At 63.5% G+C, this 15,683-nt stretch carries 16 protein-coding genes; 10 read left to right on the forward strand and 6 right to left on the reverse strand.

The features are described from left to right. Positions 1-2 precede the first annotated feature (2 nt). The 5 genes from VVD49_RS06445 to VVD49_RS06465 all read left to right on the forward strand — a co-directional run bounded on the left by VVD49_RS06445 (position 3) and on the right by VVD49_RS06465 (position 5,795). Entirely contained in the window at positions 3-1,526 is a 1,524-nt protein-coding gene (locus tag VVD49_RS06445) for an eCIS core domain-containing protein (RefSeq protein ID WP_327598312.1), read from the forward strand. Positions 1,527-1,561: 35 nt separating this feature from the next. Further along, positions 1,562-3,187, forward strand: a complete 1,626-nt coding sequence (locus VVD49_RS06450) for an eCIS core domain-containing protein (protein ID WP_327598313.1) — start codon at positions 1,562-1,564, stop codon at positions 3,185-3,187. A gap of 14 nt (positions 3,188-3,201) precedes the next feature. Then, positions 3,202-3,588 (forward strand): hypothetical protein, encoded by a 387-nt coding sequence (locus tag VVD49_RS06455; RefSeq protein ID WP_327598314.1) that lies wholly within the window; start codon positions 3,202-3,204, stop codon positions 3,586-3,588. Between the two features lie 52 nt (positions 3,589-3,640). Further along, positions 3,641-5,092, forward strand: coding sequence for a M6 family metalloprotease domain-containing protein (locus VVD49_RS06460; protein WP_327598315.1), 1,452 nt, complete (start codon positions 3,641-3,643; stop codon positions 5,090-5,092). A 100-nt stretch (positions 5,093-5,192) separates the two neighbouring features. Next, complete coding sequence (locus tag VVD49_RS06465; RefSeq protein ID WP_327598316.1) at positions 5,193-5,795, forward strand: hypothetical protein; 603 nt, start codon at positions 5,193-5,195, stop codon at positions 5,793-5,795. A gap of 41 nt (positions 5,796-5,836) precedes the next feature. On the opposite strand, the gene ptsP is transcribed toward VVD49_RS06465, so the two are convergent. From ptsP to gshA, 6 genes are all read right to left on the reverse strand, one after another. Then, a complete protein-coding gene (gene ptsP / locus VVD49_RS06470; protein ID WP_327598317.1) occupies positions 5,837-7,594 on the reverse strand; it encodes a phosphoenolpyruvate--protein phosphotransferase in 1,758 nt (585 codons plus the stop codon). A gap of 3 nt (positions 7,595-7,597) precedes the next feature. Continuing rightward, the gene (locus VVD49_RS06475; RefSeq protein ID WP_327598318.1) at positions 7,598-7,867 is read right to left on the reverse strand and encodes an HPr family phosphocarrier protein; all 270 of its coding nucleotides are present in this window, start codon (positions 7,865-7,867) and stop codon (positions 7,598-7,600) included. Between the two features lie 8 nt (positions 7,868-7,875). Next, positions 7,876-8,268: a PTS sugar transporter subunit IIA gene (locus VVD49_RS06480; protein WP_327598319.1), complete on the reverse strand. Its 393-nt coding sequence runs from the start codon at positions 8,266-8,268 to the stop codon at positions 7,876-7,878. 234 nt (positions 8,269-8,502) lie between these two features. Further along, positions 8,503-9,171: a M48 family metalloprotease gene (locus VVD49_RS06485; RefSeq protein WP_327598320.1), complete on the reverse strand. Its 669-nt coding sequence runs from the start codon at positions 9,169-9,171 to the stop codon at positions 8,503-8,505. 239 nt (positions 9,172-9,410) lie between these two features. Then, entirely contained in the window at positions 9,411-10,352 is a 942-nt protein-coding gene (gene gshB, locus VVD49_RS06490) for a glutathione synthase (RefSeq protein WP_327598321.1), read from the reverse strand. Continuing rightward, positions 10,349-11,641 carry a glutamate--cysteine ligase gene (gene gshA, locus VVD49_RS06495; protein WP_327598322.1) on the reverse strand — a complete coding sequence of 431 codons (1,293 nt, stop codon included), beginning with the start codon at positions 11,639-11,641 and terminating at the stop codon, positions 10,349-10,351. Before gshA ends, gshB begins: the two co-directional genes overlap by 4 nt. A gap of 264 nt (positions 11,642-11,905) precedes the next feature. Here gshA and VVD49_RS06500 point away from each other — a divergent pair, with 264 nt between their 5' ends. From VVD49_RS06500 to thiL, 5 genes are read left to right on the forward strand one after another with little or no spacing between them, the layout of a single operon-like run. Further along, the gene (locus tag VVD49_RS06500) at positions 11,906-12,526 is read left to right on the forward strand and encodes a riboflavin synthase (protein WP_327598323.1); all 621 of its coding nucleotides are present in this window, start codon (positions 11,906-11,908) and stop codon (positions 12,524-12,526) included. Beyond that, the gene (gene ribBA / locus VVD49_RS06505) at positions 12,484-13,638 is read left to right on the forward strand and encodes a bifunctional 3,4-dihydroxy-2-butanone-4-phosphate synthase/GTP cyclohydrolase II (RefSeq protein ID WP_327598324.1); all 1,155 of its coding nucleotides are present in this window, start codon (positions 12,484-12,486) and stop codon (positions 13,636-13,638) included. The genes VVD49_RS06500 and ribBA overlap by 43 nt, the downstream gene beginning before the upstream one ends. Before the next feature lie 39 nt (positions 13,639-13,677). After that, positions 13,678-14,151 carry a 6,7-dimethyl-8-ribityllumazine synthase gene (gene ribH, locus VVD49_RS06510; RefSeq protein ID WP_327598325.1) on the forward strand — a complete coding sequence of 158 codons (474 nt, stop codon included), beginning with the start codon at positions 13,678-13,680 and terminating at the stop codon, positions 14,149-14,151. Beyond that, the gene (gene nusB, locus VVD49_RS06515) at positions 14,148-14,648 is read left to right on the forward strand and encodes a transcription antitermination factor NusB (protein WP_416384883.1); all 501 of its coding nucleotides are present in this window, start codon (positions 14,148-14,150) and stop codon (positions 14,646-14,648) included. Before ribH ends, nusB begins: the two co-directional genes overlap by 4 nt. Positions 14,649-14,705: 57 nt before the next feature. After that, positions 14,706-15,668 (forward strand): thiamine-phosphate kinase, encoded by a 963-nt coding sequence (gene thiL, locus VVD49_RS06520; RefSeq protein WP_327598327.1) that lies wholly within the window; start codon positions 14,706-14,708, stop codon positions 15,666-15,668. Positions 15,669-15,683 lie beyond the last annotated feature (15 nt).

A 15,683-nucleotide genomic window follows, 5' to 3' on the forward strand; every position in this document is an offset into this window, starting at 1 on the left:
CGATGCGCTATACATCCCGTCACGCAGCGACACATGGCCGCCGGTCTGCCTCCACTCCGGTGGGTGGCGCAGCGCAGCCCGCTGCGGGCAGTGCGGCGCAGTTGCCGCGCTTTCTGCGTGGCGCGGCATCGACCGAGGCGGAGCTGGCGGGCAGCGCTCGCGCGACGGCAAGCGCGGGAGCAGGTGCTGGCGCGGGCGCAGCAGGCAGGCCCGGGGGCGGCAGGCCCTTGTCCGCAGACCTGCGTCGCGACTTCGAGCTTGACCCCTCGCTCGACCTCTCCGCCGTGCGCATCCATGAAGGAGCTGACGCTGATGCGCTTGCCACGCAGAAAGGCGCACGCGCCTTCACCGTTGCGCAGGACATCTATTTCCGCGCCGGCGAGTTCGCTCCGCAGCGCGAGGACGGGCGACGACTGCTGGCGCATGAGCTCACGCACACCTTGCAGCAGGGGCAGCGCCATGCGCCCGATCTCGATGCGCTGGACATGTCCACGCCGGGCGACCACCACGAGAGCGAAGCCGATGTGCAGGCCGAGGGCTGGCTGCGCGGTGAGCGACCCCGCGTATCGCGTGCCCCGTCAGGCGTGCTGCAACGCGAGCCGGATGCGCAGGCTCCTGACGCGAAACAGGGCGATGCCAGCAAGAGCGACAAGCCCATCAAACCCACCGCCAACCCGCCGACGGCCGACCAGGCCGCGGCGAGGAAACCGCCGCTCTATACGAGCTACTTCGACGAGGTGGTGCCCGGCGTGTTGGAAGGCGTCGAAGCCAGTGGTGAAGTGCCCTACGAGCGCGCCCTGTGGCTCATCACGCAGTCGTATGGCGAGCAATCGCCATTGAGCGTGCACGAAGACAAGTCCGTCAGCTACCCGCTGCCCTCCGAGCATCACAACCGTCTATTCAATGAGCATGCTTCGGTCACTGAAGATCCCAAGACCAAAGTGAAAAGCGTGGTGCCCGGGCAGGAGAGCGAAGGCGTCGAGATCTACAACCTCAAGCAGAACGAGTTCCTTGGCGGCAAGACGAAGAGCACCTCCAGCCCGACCTTTGGCTATGACACGACGGCGCGCTCGACCGAGCATCACATCAAGCTGCTCAAGGAGCGCAGATCGGGCGCCTACGACGCGCTGACCAAGGGCGCTTCCTTCGATGGCTTTGTCGACGCGATGAAGGCCTCGGGCTATGCCACCGACCCGAACTATGCGACCAAGCTCAAGGGCTTGCAGAAGCAGGTGAGTTCGCAGGTGGGGGCCTGGCTCAAGTACCGCGTGCCCGAGATGCGCGAGCGCATCGGCAAGCTGGAGGAATACAAGCAGGAACTCAACGACAACCTCGCGGGCTGGCAGGAGAAATTCTCCGACGAGTCCTCGAACATCGTGGAAGTCGCCCTGCAGTGCGTGAAGTACTTCTTCCTGATCGTCGAGACGGACACGGAGATCACGCGGACGCAGACCGAGCTCGGCCGGCTCGAGAAGTTTGCCGGTGGCATCAAGGTCAAGCTGCCGGAAGCACCGCCGCAGGAGTAGCCAAGCCGCGTGCCCAGCGCGAAGGGAGGTTCGTCATGAAGTACGCACCATCGAAGTCTTCGGCATCGAGAAGCAGCGCCGCAAAGCCGGCACCGCGCGGACGCACTCCCGGCGCGCTGCGCCAGCCGATGGCTGGCATGCCGCGCTATGTGCGAACGAGTGCGCAGACGCGCGTGCCCTTGGGGCGACCCGGCGATGGCCTCGAAGCGGAGGCAGACCATGTCGCGCAGCGCCTGATGAATAGTGAGCCGGCGGCGTCAACGGCCGGTCGGTCATCGGCCGCACATGCTGCGGCCACGTCGGAGCTGGTGCAGGCCAGCGGCTCCACCGGCCGCCCGCTCGATGCGCATACGCGCAGCTTCATGGAGCAACGCATGGGCACCGATCTCTCGCAGGTCCGCGTGCATACGGGCAGCGCTGCGGCACGCATGAACCGGGGCCTCGGGGCGGAAGCCTTCACGCATCGTCAGGACATTTTCTTTGGTGAAGGCAAGACGCCGGGCGCCGACGAACTGACTGCACACGAGCTGACCCACGTCGTGCAGCAGGCGGGAGGGAGCCGTGACGCCGGCATCTCTGCACACGGCGGTACGCCTGCCGTGCAGCGGAGTCTGACGGCGCCGCAGGCGACAGACATGGGCGTGTTCAATATGGCCATGATCACGCAGCCCACGCCGCCGGGCTTGATGGGCACGATCAGCTTCATGCCTGATGCGGACGGCCCGTATTCGGCAGAGATCGGTCTGATACAGGCCATCAACATTACTGACGTGCCGGGGACTTCCTCCGGCACACCCAACACGCCGGTGGACTGGAGCCAGGTCACCGATGGCAACAGCATAACGCCCACCAATCCCGCAGGCACGGTCGGCACGGAAGCGGGACGCATGGATCTCATGACCACCGGTAACGACGCTGCCGCGGCGGGCGTCTATATCGATTCGATGACTGCCACCAATCCCAGCGGCAGCCAGATCGGCCCGAACTACGTGGAGCATTTCGGCAACAGCCGGCAGTTTGGCTGGCTGCGCTCAGCGACTGATCGCGGACCGGCGGAGTTGTTCGACTACCCGAGCTTCAGCTTCGACACCAATTTTGATTTTGAAACGGTCGCCAAGGGCACTGACAACCAGGTTGTCTATGGCGGCGTGGAGTGGGGTTTCCAGATCCGCTCCGGCGCAGTGATCGGCAGCTCCGAATACGCACGCCCCATCAATGCCACTTCGGTGAATTTCGATGAAGCCCTCGAGCGCTTCAGGGGCTACTTCACGCACGAGCCGGTGGTGCTGTATTTCGATACGGACCAGGAGCTGCCCGTAGCAGGCGAAGAGAGCAAGCTGGCCGGCATTCGCGAGTACATGGACAACTACCCGGACGCGAGCATCACCATCGAAGGTTTTGCCGATATCCGTGGCAGCGAAGAGCACAACTTCGGGCTCTCCGATCGGCGTGCCCAGGCTGCGCAAAGCCTGGTGGTGGCGCAAGGCATAGATGCCAGCCGCATCGACGGGGTGTTCGGCGTGGGCGAGACGCAGGAGTTCTCGGAACATGGCACGGCTGCGGGCGCGCGCCAGCCGGTCGACGCCGGGCGCCTGCGCGCAAACCGACGTGTCGTCATCAGCTTCAACCGTTCGGCGAGCGCGCTGATCGTTGTGCCATGAGCAGGATGATCCCCATGGACGAGCCTGAGGAGCTGGCTGCGCTGATTGCACAGCTCAACACGCAAGCCGACCCCGCACATGCGGACTGGACAGCCGGCATGCATGGCCTGATCGCACAAGGTCTGGCCGTGCTGCCCGGCCTGCTGCCATTGCTCGATCACGAGCAGTCGCTGATCCGCTTGCGCGCCCAGCGCGTGCTCGAACGCGTCAGCCACGACTGGCTCGCCACGCAGATCGTGGAGCAGCCCCTGCGGCGACGTGTCGCTCGTGCCAGCGCCTTGCTGTGGACGCGCAATGGCGCTTACGACTGGCAGGCGGAGTCGCAACACAGGCAGGCGGCGATGGCGCGCTGGCAAGACTGGCTGGCAGCGCCCGCCGTGCCGGCTTCGTCGCCACCGTAGCCCACCCGCGTGAGATCCGTTCGAAGTTCAACCTCTTGTTCAGGAGATTGCCATGCTCTTCCAGGTGCCTCACTCGAAGCTTCACGTCTGCTCGCGCGAAGGCTGCGCGATGCCGCCGTCCCCCAAGCTGATGAACCAGTTGTTTGCGCGCTACACGGAGCTGAAGAACGCCGGACGGCTGTCTGCAAGCATGACGTTCGACGACTTCTATCGCGTGTGGCGTTCGTCGCGACGCAGCGAGAACTTCAAGGGGCTCGACGATGGTGCCGTCGAACAGGCGCCCGCCAATGCGCCGCAGCGTATCTCCCGGCCGCGCAAGAAGCTTGCAGGCGTCATACGCACGGTGGTGTTGCTGGCCGAGTTTCCGGACCGTCCGCATGACCCGAATCACACGCCCGATTTCTACCGGCAGATGTTGTTCGGTGATGCCGGCGTGTTCCCGACCGGCAGCATGCGCGAGTACTACCGCAAGATCAGTGGCTACGTGAAAGGCAGGACGGCCGCCAAGGATCAGGGCATCGATATCCAGGGCGAAGTCTTCGGCTGGTTCCGCATGCCGCAGACGCTGGCTTTCTATGCTGACGGACAGAGCGGCATGGGCGAGGTGCCACGCAATTCGCAGGGCATGGCGTCTGATGCGATCAAGGCGGCGCTCGCGGCGGGCGTCGACTTCTCGTCCTTCGATGCGCTCGGCGAGAAGGTCGTCACCGCACTGTTCATCGTGCATGCCGGCAGTGGCGCGGAAGACTCGGGCTCCAAGGACGATCTGTGGAGCCTGAAGTGGATCGTGCCGGGTGCGCCGACCGTGTCGCCGGGCCTCAAGGTCAGCACCTTCCTCACGGTGCCGGAGGACTGCAATGTCGGCGTCTGCGCGCACGAGTGGGGCCATCTTGCGGCGCGCTGGGCAGACTTCTACGACACGGGCCGGCAGGAGTGGGCGCAGTCCAACGGCTTGGGCAACTACTGCCTCATGGCGAGCGGCTCATGGGGCAATGGCGGTCTCACGCCGACCTTGCCCAACGGCATGTTGCGCATGCATCACGGCTGGATCATCCCGCAGCTGGTCACGCAGACGACCAAGGGCCTCGTGCTCAAGCCGGCGGCCGAAGGCGGTTCCATGATCATGATCCGCAACGGGAGGACGATGGCCGAGCAGCAATACATCTTCGTCGAGTATCGCCGCCGGCGCGGCCAGGATGCCTTCCTGCCGGACGAGGGCATCGCGATCTACGTGGTCGACGAACGCATCGACAACGTCAATGACGAGGCCAATCTCGCCATCGAACTGATCCAGGCGGACAACCAGCGTGATCTGGCGAAGATCTTCGGCCAGGGCAATCGCGGCGACTCCAGCGATCTGTATCCGTACCGCACCAAGCGCACGATAGGCAAGACGACCAGGCCAGCGCTCAATCTCAATGGCGGCAAGTTCAGCGGCGTGACCATCAAGGCCATCGGCATGGCGGGCGCGGAGACGATGAAAATCGACATCACCATCGCCTGATCCGATGCTGCGGACAACGCGCACTGACGATCGCGCGGGAACGTAATATGCTGAAAATCATCGGACAGATATTCCCTTCTGTCCGAGCATGGAGACCCGCATGATTTCAGCAAGAACAGGCCTGCTCATGGTCGCCAGCGCAGCCGCGCTGGCCGGTTGCGCGACCGGCCGCCTCGAGGCGCAATGGAGCGACCCGCAAGCGGGCAACCAGCCCTTGGCCGGGGCCAAGGTACTCGTCGTCTGTCAGGCGGCAGAACAGACCATCGTGCGCATCTGCCAGGACCAGCTCGCCGCGCAGCTACGTCTGATTGGCGTGACGCCCGTGATGTCGGAAGCCCTCACGACGAAGGCCGACGGCGACAAGTTTGCTGCGGCACGCGAGCTTGGCGCGAAGGCCGTCATGCTCGCCAATCTGAGCCCGACGACGACCTTCAATAGCAGCAGCGGCCCGTCCTTTGGTATCGGCATGGGTTCCGGCGGGTATCACAGTGGGGTCGGGTTCGGCATGACCGTGCCGATCGGGGGCTACTCGCAGACCAGTAGTGTCACCAGCTACGGCTCCGACACGACTCTCACCCTGGTGGCGGGCAGCAAGCTGGTGTGGTCAGGCAAGGCTTCGACCAATTCGCTGGATGTATCCGAGCAGGTCGCAAGCCTGGCCAGGGTGAGTGTCGAAGCGGCACACAAGGCCGGCGCGCTGTAGATGCCCCTGTCTATAGGGGCCTGACAGTCCTTAACGCCCCATCAAAGCTTGCCGACGGCCTCGCTGATGCGTTCCGGCTCGTCCTGACGCAGGATCTTGGCAACTTTGCTGCCGAGCTCGGCGCTGTCGGCGCGCAGGACTTCCTGCTTGACCTCGAGGATCTGCGACGGGTGCATGGAGAACGTCCGCAGCCCCATGCCGATCAGCAGGCGCGTGAAATGCGCATCGCCGGCCATTTCACCGCACACCGACACCGACAGGCCGGCCTTGGTGCCGACCTGGATGGTTTGCGAAATCAGGCGCAGCACCGCAGGGTGAAGCGGGTCGTAGAGGTGCGCCACCGCTTCGTCGGTACGGTCGATGGCCAGGGTGTACTGGATCAGGTCGTTGGTGCCGATCGACAGGAAGTCGAGTCGCTTGACGAAGACGCCCAGCGATAGCGCAGCCGCCGGCACCTCGATCATGCCGCCTACCAGTACGTTTTCGTCGAACTTGACCTTTTCGGTTCGCAACTGGGCCTTGGCGACGGCAAGCGCAGTCAGCGTGGCGTCGATCTCGTGGGCGTGTGCCAGCATCGGTACGAGGATCTGTACCTTGCCGTAGGCGGACGCTCGCAGTAGCGCACGCAGCTGGGTCAGGAACATCTGTGGTTCCGACAGGCTGTAGCGGATTGCGCGCAAGCCCAGCGCAGGATTGGTCTCGACGCGTGGCCCGCCCGAATTGAGGGCCTTGTCCGAACCGATGTCGAGCGTACGTATCGTTACCGGCTTGCCGCCCATGGCTTTGGCTACCGAGCGATAAGCCTCGAACTGCTCGTCCTCGTTGGGCAGCACATCGCGATTCATGAACAGGAACTCGGTACGGAACAGGCCGACACCATCGGCATCGACCTCACGCACCTGCGCCACGTCACCCGGCAACTCGATGTTCGCCTGCAGCGAGACGGTTTCACCATCCAGTGTTGCGCCACGCATGGTGAGCAGGCGCTTGAGCTTGCTGCGTTCCAGCTCATAGACGCTGCGGCGCAGGCGGTACTCTTCGAGCACGCGCTCGTCCGGGTCGATGATGACCACGCCGCGCGTGCCATCGATGATGACAACGTCGTCTTCGCGCACCATGTTGCGCACGTGGCGCAGGCCGACCACGGCCGGAATGCCGAGACCGCGCGCGACGATGGCGGTGTGAGAGGTGGCGCCACCGACGTCGGTGACGAAACCTGCAATCTGGTTGTTCTTGAAGTGGATCGTGTCGGCCGGTGACAGGTCGTGCGCGACGACGATGGTGCCGACTACGCCTTTCAGGCCCGAGCCGATGGCGCCGGTCGCGCCGTCATTACGACGCTTGGCCTGCACCGAACCGGGATGGCCGAGCAGCACCTTGAGCAGGCGCTCGACGACCTGCACGACGTCGGCCTTGCGCTCGCGCAGGTAGGCGTCTTCGATGATCTCGAACTGCTCGACGATCTGCTCCATCTGCTGCACCAGCGCCCATTCGGCATTGCAGCGACGTTCGCGGATCAGGCGGATCGATGAATCCACCAGCATCGGGTCGTCCAGCAGCAGGGTGTGCAGATCGACAAAGGCGGCGACTTCAGACTGGGCGCTGCTCGTTGTCTCGCGCAGCGCGCGCAACTCGAAGCGCACCTTCGCCGCGGCATCTTCGAGTCGCTGCACTTCGGCCTCGACATGCCGTGGTGCTATCTGGAAATGATTGACCTCGAGCAGCGCATGAGAAACCAGATGGGCATGGCCGATCGAGATTCCTTGCGAGACCGGGAGGCCATGTATGACAAATGGCACGTTCTACTCGCGTTCGCCGAACCGGCTGTTGATCAGTTCGACGATCGCCTGCAGCGCCTGGTCACCATCTTCACCTTCGGTTTCGATGGTGAGCCTGGCGCCCTGTGCGGCGGCCAGCATCATGACGCCCATGATGCTTTTGGCATTGACGCGACGACCCTGGCGCTCAAGCCAGATTTCGCTGCGGAAAGTGGTTGCCAGTTGGGTCAGCTTGGCAGAGGGGCGGGCATGCAAGCCCAGACGATTGGAGATTTCGGCTTCGGCGCGCGGCATGGGAGTTCCTAACTGCCTTTCATATGGAGCACGCCATCACAACCTCCGGTGATGGCCTTCTGGATAACAGTGTCAATATCGCTCTTGTCGCGATAGGTCAAGACGCGAAGCAGCATCGGAAGACTCACGCCCGCGATACCTTCCACGCGGCCGGGTTCCAGAAGCTTGGTCGCGACATTCGAAGGTGTCGCGCCGTAAATATCGGTGAGGACGACGACGCCCTCGCCGGTGTCGACCTGCTTGAGCCAGTCACGCGCGGCAGGCAGCAAGTCCAGTGGATCGTCCTGCGCAGAGACGCCGAGCTGGCTGATCTGTGCAGGGCGACGATTGAGTACATGGCAACAGCATTGAATGAGTGACTCGCCCAATGTGCCGTGGGTCAGCAGAAGTATGCCTATCATCGGCGCGCCTCCGCGCAGCTAGTGATAACAAGCAATTTACCACTTCAGCGGCCCGCGTGCCCTTGCGCAGACACAATCGGCGGCTCATTTTTCGTTACAGGATGCTGCTCCCCCCAGCGCTGCGCCATGGTTAACCCGATGCGGGTTCACGCGGGCGTGGCGCGCGCAGATCGGTCGGTACAAAACAGGGGTGTGCAGAAAATCCGTTGCCGGCGAAGCGGCCGCAGGCTGCCTTCAGGGGTTGGCGCGCATGACGGCCTGGGCGAAATCCCGGGCTTCCTGTTCGCAGTGTGCGTCGTGCTCCAGAACGGGCTGGTTGACGCTCATGATGTGCGTGCCGGTCTCGGCATCGCCGCGGAAGATCGCCAGCAGCATGCGCAGTGGCGCATGGTCCACCGAGCTGCGCAACGCATCGTGATTCTGCAGGTGGCCCAGCTGCACGCTCAGTGCGCTCAGCAAGGCGCGGGAGTCGGCGAACTGCGCGACCCATTCGTCGGTGACAACTATCTGTCCGCCTGCAAGGGTGAAGCTCCTTGCGCCCATCGCGCCACCGCGACGGAACACCAGCTCATAGAGCGGTGCATCCCCTTCCGGTACGCGCAGGCTGGCAAAGCGCGTAAGGATGCTGCTTTGCGTTTCGGCAGACAGGGTGCTGGGCTGGAGGACGCTGGCGTCGAGGCGTTGCAGCGTCTGGATGGATGCCGCTTGCACCCAGCTGGTAGGGGCGCGCTGACCGATCCAAGCCGCCCATTCACGCTCCAGGAAGTGTGCAGCCGCCGTCAGTGCGACGGCCACGCCGAGCAGCGCCAGAAGTACGCGCTGACCGCCATGTCGTCCCAGCCAGCGCCAGACCGCAGCAATCCTGCCGACAGGGCGCGTGACACGCGATGGCGAATCAGGCACGAGCTTCTGTACGATTCCGGACGAAGCGTCGCTGCGAAGAAGAGAGGACGGGGCTGGCTTGGCCAATGTTGGACGCATAACTGGAGCTGGCTTGCAGGCGTGGTGAGACGCCTTGGGTGTATGCCCTGATTATGCGCAGTGAATCTGCGGGCAATTGGATATTGCCCATTGGTACATATTGTGTGTTGTGAGAATTTGTAGCTTTGCCCGAATTAACAATTCGGCCTTGTCGGCAAAGCTTACACAGCTACCGCATGCAGTTTTTCAATGACGCGCTGCGCAACGTTCAGGCCCGTTTGTTGCGCGATCTCGACCATGCAGGTCGGGCTTGTGACGTTGATCTCGGTGAGGAGGCCGCCAATCATGTCGAGCCCGACGATGAGCAGGCCACGCGACCAGAGGATGGGGGCGAGTTGCTCTGCAATGTCCTTCTCGCGTGCCGTGAGGGGCATCGCCACACCCCTGCCACCTGCTGCCAGATTGCCGCGTGTTTCACCCGCCATCGGAATGCGTGCCAGGCTGTAAGACATGACTTCGCCGCCGATGACCAGCACGCGTTTGTCGCCCTCGGAGATCTGCGGCAAGTATTGCTGCGCCATGATGCTCTGGCCGCCATAGTTCCCGAGGATCTCGAGAATGGCGTTGCGGTTGGGATCGTCGCGACGCACGCGGAAGATACCGGTGCCGCCCATGCCGTCGAGTGGCTTGAGGATCACATCGCCCAGCTCGTTGATGAAGGCGTTGATGTCATCGGCATGGCGTGCGACCAGCGTGGTAGGCGTGAATTGCGGAAACTCGGTGATCGACACCTTCTCGGAATGATCGCGGATCGCACGCGGGTCGTTGAAGATCTTCGCGCCCTGTGCGGCGGCGCGTTCAAGTATCCAGGTGGCCGCCACGTACTCGGCGTCGAAGGGTGGGTCCTGACGCATCAGCACCGCATCGAAAGCGTCGAGACGCTGGCGTTCGCTGGCCAGTGCCTCGAACCAGTGTGCGTCGTCGCTCGACATGCGCAAGGCTACGGCGACCGCGCTGACGATGCCATCGCGCACGGTCAATGACTGACGCTGGATGGCGAAGACCTCGTCACCCTGTGCCTGTGCGGCGCGCATCATCGCGATGCTGGAGTCCTTGTAGGCCTTGAGCTTTTCCAGCGGGTCGACGATGAAGGCGATCTTCATGCTTCCACCTCATCGACCGGTGCGGTCTGTTCGATCTCCAGCGAGGCGGCCAGCAGGGCCAGGCGCCCGACCACGCCGTAGGCATAGAAACGGTTGGGTGGTGCATCCGGCTCCTGCTTGCAGTCGGGCACCGTACAGCAGGTCTCGAAGCTCAGCGGTTCGAAGTGCATGCCGGGGGCGTTGAGGTTCTCGTCGCGGCCGCGCGCGGAATTGACGCGGTAGAAACCGCCGACGACGTAGTGATCGATCATGTAGACCACCGGTTCGGCAACGCCGCCATCGACCGTCTCGACGGTGTGCACGCCTTCCTGGATGATGACTTCGGAAACCTGCACGCCTTCCTTGCCGACGCTCATCTTGTTGCGCTGCTTGCGATTGAGGCCGGTGACTTCGCTGGCGTCGTACACCGTCATGACGCCCATGCCATAGGTCCCGGCATCGGCCTTGACGATGACAAAGGGCTTTTCCGTGACGCCGTACTCGGCGTATTTCTGGCGGATGCGTGTCAGCAGGAAATCGACCTGGCTGGCCAGACAGTCCTCGCCGGTGCGCTCATGGAAATTGATCTCGGTGCACTTGCCGAAGTAGGGGTTCAGCAACCACGGGTCGATGCCCAGCATCTTGCCGAAGGAGTCTGCGATCTGGTTGTAGGCGGCGAAGTGCTGCGTCTTGCGGCGCGTCGCCCAGCCCGCGTGCAGGGGCGGGATCAGCCACTGGCCTTCGAGGTCCTGCAAGATCGGTGGCACGCCGGCGGAGAGGTCATTGTTGAGCAGGATGGCGCAGGGGTCGGCGCCGTCCACGCCAAGGCGCTTGCCACGTCGCACCAGCGGTTCGAGCAGGAGCGTGTCGCCATTGGGCAATTCGATCGGGGTGGGTGCGGTGATGTCCGGCAGCATCGAGCCGACGCGCACGCGCAGGCCGGCGTGGCCGAGGATGGTCACCAGTTGCGCCACGTTCTGCAGGTAGAACGTATTGCGCGTGTGGTTCTCGGGGATCAGCAACACGCTGCGCGCGTCCGGACAGATGCGCTCGACGGCGACCTGCGCGGCCTGCACGCACAGTGGCAGGAATTGCGGATTCAGGTTGTTGAAGCCGCCGGGAAACAGGTTGGTGTCGACCGGCGCGAGCTTGTAGCCGCTGTTACGCAGGTCCACCGAACCGTAGAACGGCGGCACGTGTTCCTGCCACTGTTTGCGGAACCATTGCTCGATGGCGGTGGATTGATCGAGAAAGCGGCGCTCCAGTTCCAGGAGCGGGCCTGCCAGGGCGGTGGTCAGATGCGGCACCATGTTTGTCGACCTCGTCGTTGCGTTTCACTGCAGTGTTTCGTGTCACCGCGGCCGGAAGTGCCGACCGGGGCATGAGGCGCTTGATGTTACACCACGCGCCAGCGCTGCCTTGATCGCCTGCCGGTACAGGCGCGGCGCGGGATGGCCTTGTTTGCGAAGCGGTCTTTTGCAAGCCAGTGCATGAGCTTATGCCCCTATTACAGGGCGGGTAAGCGCCGTTTCGCGTAAAATCGCGGCTTCCCCACGCAGCAGGCAGCCCATTCCATGTTCTCCGGCATCATTGCCACTACCGGCCATATCGTAGCCGTCGACCCGTTGCAGGACGGTGTCAGGCTCACCGTCGACGTCAACGGCTGGGACATTTCCGATGTCGCCATTGGCGATTCGATCGCCAACAACGGTGTCTGTCTGACTGCCATCGTCAATGACGGTTCGCAGCTGGTATTCGATGTCTCGCGCGAAACCCTCAATTGCACGGTCGGCCTCGATGCGCCGGGCGAGGTCAATCTCGAAAAAGCGCTGACGCTGGCTGATCGACTGGGCGGGCATCTCGTCAGTGGTCATGTCGATGGTGTCGGTGAAGTCGTGAAGTTCGAGCCGGTGGGTGAAAGCCATGAGCTGGTGATCCGCGCTCCGGCTACGCTGGCCGGCTATATCGCGCGCAAGGGTTCGGTCACCGTCAATGGCGTGAGCCTCACCGTCAATTGGGTACGGGGTACGGATTTTTCAATCAACCTGATTCCACATACCGTGACGGTGACCACGCTGCGCCTGCTCAAGGCGGGTAGCGAGGTCAATCTGGAGATCGATCTGATCGCCCGTTACGTCGAGCGCATGCTCGAATGGAACAAGACGCAAGAAGATGCGAAGGAACACACGCTGTGAGTAGTGAGCTTTCCCCTATCCGTGACATCATCGAGGACATCCGCGCCGGTCGCATGGTCATCCTCATCGACGACGAAGATCGCGAGAACGAAGGCGATATCGTCGTCGCTGCGCAGTTTGCGACGCCCGAGACGATCAACTTCATGGCCAAGCACGCGCGCGGCCTGATCTGTCTGACCCTGACCGAAGAGCGTTGCCGCCAGCTGGGCATCAACCAGATGGCGCGCGACAACCGCAGCCAGTTCTCTACGGCTTTCACGGTGTCGATCGAAGCGGCCGAAGGCGTGACGACGGGCATTTCTGCGGCAGACCGCGCACGTACCGTCGCCGCGGCCGTCGCCAAGCATGCCCGCCCTGCCGACATCGTGCAGCCCGGCCACGTCTTCCCCATCATGGCCAAGCCCGGCGGCGTACTGGTGCGCGCCGGTCACACCGAAGCCGGTTGCGATCTGGCCGGCTTGGCCGGGCTCGAGCCCGCCAGCGTCATCTGCGAAATCATGAACGATGACGGCAGCATGGCGCGTTTGCCTGATCTGCTGGTGTTCGCCAAGGAGCATGGCCTGAAGATCGGCGCAATCCGCGACCTGATCCACTATCGCGCAGCCGTCGAGAAAATGGTCGAGCGCGTTGCCGACAAAGTCGTGCAGACACCGCATGGCGAATTCCGCCTCGCCGCCTTCGAAGACCGTGCCTCCGGCGAGCTGCATCTGGCCATGTACCGCGGCACGATTGATCGCGATGTCGAGACCCTGGTGCGCGTGCATGAGCCCGTGTCGGTGCTTGACTTCATCGATCCTTCCAGCTGCCGCCACTCCTATACTGTGGATGGTGCGCTGGCGCGCATTGCCGAACATGGCCATGGCGCACTGATCCTGTTGCGCCGCGCCGAGAGCACCGAGGAAATGCTGGCGACGCTGGGTGTGAAACGCGACGAACCGCAACCGGCCACCAAGTGGGACCCGCGCATCTTCGGTATCGGCGCGCAGATCCTGCGTGACCTCGGTGTTGGCAAGATGCGCGTGCTGGCCGCACCGCGCCGCATTCCGAGCATGGCGGGCTTCGGCCTCGAAGTGACCGGCTACGAAGCGCCGAATGGCACGACGCAAGCCTGAATCATCGGCTCGTCAAACAACAGATAACTGGAATACCCCATGTCCCGTTTTGAACACGTACCTGAAATTGCTCCCCGCCTCGATGGCAAATCCCTGCGTGTCGGCATCGTGCTGGCGCGCTTCAATGTCGAAGTCGGCGAGAACCTGCTGAGCGGCTGTGTCACCGAACTGCTGACCCAGGGTGTCGCGCCTGAACACATGGTGGTCGTGACCGTACCGGGCGCGCTCGAATTGCCGCTGACCCTGCAGGCCATGGCACGTACCGGCCGCTACGACGCGCTCGTGGCGCTGGGTGCCGTGATCCGCGGCGACACCTATCACTTCGAAGTCGTCTCCAATGAAATGGCCGCCGGCATCACGCGCGTGACGCTCGACACCAATGTGCCGATCGCCAATGGCGTGCTGACGACGGAAGACGACGATCAGGCCGCGGCCCGCATGCACATCAAGGGGCAGGAATGCGCCGTAGTCGCCATTGAAATGGCTAATCTCCTCAAGGTATTGCAGTCATGAACGACGGCGTGAGAAACGAAGGTCCGGTCGAAGTGCCGGAAGAACCAAAGAAGTCATCGCGCCGCCTCGCGCGCGAAGTCGCCATGCAGGGCCTCTACCAGTGGCGTGTCAGCGGTAACTCGATCGAAGTGATCGAAGACCATCTGGAGCAGGAGTCCGAAGCCTGGCCGCGCGCCGACAAGCCGCTGGCCCTGGTCCTGCTGCGTGGCGCTGCCGAACGTGCTGACACACTTGAAGCCGCCTTCACGCCCTACCTCGATCGCCCGATTGCCGAGATCTCGCCCATCGAACGCGCCATCCTGCTGGTCGGTGCCTACGAGCTGGCCGAACGCCTCGAAACGCCCTATCGCGTCGTCATCAACGAAGCGATCGAGCTGGCCAAATCCTTCGGCGGCACCGACGGTCATCGCTACATCAACGGCGTGCTCGACAAGCTCGCGCCGCAGCTGCGCGCAGCGGAAGTCGAAGCGGCTGCCAAGGCCAAAGGCAAGCGCTGATGTACCCACCGGCGGCGCTCGCCGCCGGTTCTGTATTTTTCCCGTCCGGGGTTCTGCATGGCCGGTGAATTCGATCTGATCCGCCGCCACTTCGCGCGCGCCACCCAACACACCGATCTCGGTGTGGGCGACGACGGTGCGCTGCTGCGTACGCGGCCGGGCATGCAGCTGGTCGTATCGAGCGACATGCTCGTTTCCGGTACCCACTTCTTTCCTGATGCAGAGCCGGAAGCACTCGGCTGGAAGACGGCTGCGGCCAACATCTCCGACATGGCTGCGATGGCGGCCGAGCCACGCTGGATCACGCTGGCGTTGGCCCTGCCCGAGAGCAATGACAAGTGGGTCGAGGCCTTTGCCAATGGCTTTTCCGCTTGTTGCACGAGTTTCGGCGTCGACTGGATCGGCGGCGACACCACGCGCGGCCCGCTCAATTTGTGTGCCACTGTCTTCGGCGAAGTGCCGCATGGACAAGCTGTCGTGCGCAGCGGTGCCAGGGCCGGCGACGAGCTCTGGATATCCGGCACGCCGGGGCTCGCAGCGCTGGGCCTGCAGCATCTGCTCGGAAATATCGAGCTGCCCGAAGGGGCTCGCACAGCCTGCCTCTCCGCCCTGCACCGTCCGCAGCCACGTGTGGCGCTTGGTCTTGCGTTACGTGGCGTGGCAACAGCGATGCTGGATGTGTCGGACGGTTTGCTCGGCGATCTCGGCCACATTCTCGAACGCTCGAATTGCGGTGCGCTGATCGAGGATGCCTTGCTGCCGCTGGCACCGGTGCTGTCGGCGAGTGGTGACGAGGCGCAGGCGCGCCGCGCCCTGCTCAGCGGTGGCGATGATTACGAGCTGTTGTTCGCCGCGCCCTTGTCACAGCGCCAGGCCGTGCTCGATGCTGCGCAGCGCATCGGGTTACCTGTCACGCGCATCGGTGCCGTCACTGATCAGGCGAATGTCATTCTCTTGCAGGGAAAAGACGGCGCGCGCAGCCCGCTTGCTGCGCGCGGCTTCGACCACTTCGGATCGTAGGTCGGAACAGCAAAG

This window comes from Uliginosibacterium silvisoli, from assembly GCF_036017035.1.
In the GTDB taxonomy this organism is placed as follows: Bacteria; Pseudomonadota; Gammaproteobacteria; order Burkholderiales; family Rhodocyclaceae; genus Viridibacterium; species Viridibacterium silvisoli.

Coding starts and splice junctions, on each gene's coding strand:
- VVD49_RS06445 (WP_327598312.1), top strand. CDS start 3: ATGCGCTATACATCCCGTCACGCAGCGACACATGGCCGCCGGTCTGCC.
- VVD49_RS06450 (WP_327598313.1), top strand. CDS start 1,562: ATGAAGTACGCACCATCGAAGTCTTCGGCATCGAGAAGCAGCGCCGCA.
- VVD49_RS06455 (WP_327598314.1), top strand. CDS start 3,202: ATGGACGAGCCTGAGGAGCTGGCTGCGCTGATTGCACAGCTCAACACG.
- VVD49_RS06460 (WP_327598315.1), top strand. CDS start 3,641: ATGCTCTTCCAGGTGCCTCACTCGAAGCTTCACGTCTGCTCGCGCGAA.
- VVD49_RS06465 (WP_327598316.1), top strand. CDS start 5,193: ATGATTTCAGCAAGAACAGGCCTGCTCATGGTCGCCAGCGCAGCCGCG.
- VVD49_RS06475 (WP_327598318.1), bottom strand. CDS start 7,867: ATGCCGCGCGCCGAAGCCGAAATCTCCAATCGTCTGGGCTTGCATGCC.
- VVD49_RS06480 (WP_327598319.1), bottom strand. CDS start 8,268: ATGATAGGCATACTTCTGCTGACCCACGGCACATTGGGCGAGTCACTC.
- gshB (WP_327598321.1), bottom strand. CDS start 10,352: ATGAAGATCGCCTTCATCGTCGACCCGCTGGAAAAGCTCAAGGCCTAC.
- gshA (WP_327598322.1), bottom strand. CDS start 11,641: ATGGTGCCGCATCTGACCACCGCCCTGGCAGGCCCGCTCCTGGAACTG.
- VVD49_RS06500 (WP_327598323.1), top strand. CDS start 11,906: ATGTTCTCCGGCATCATTGCCACTACCGGCCATATCGTAGCCGTCGAC.
- ribBA (WP_327598324.1), top strand. CDS start 12,484: ATGGAACAAGACGCAAGAAGATGCGAAGGAACACACGCTGTGAGTAGT.
- ribH (WP_327598325.1), top strand. CDS start 13,678: ATGTCCCGTTTTGAACACGTACCTGAAATTGCTCCCCGCCTCGATGGC.
- nusB (WP_416384883.1), top strand. CDS start 14,148: ATGAACGACGGCGTGAGAAACGAAGGTCCGGTCGAAGTGCCGGAAGAA.
- thiL (WP_327598327.1), top strand. CDS start 14,706: ATGGCCGGTGAATTCGATCTGATCCGCCGCCACTTCGCGCGCGCCACC.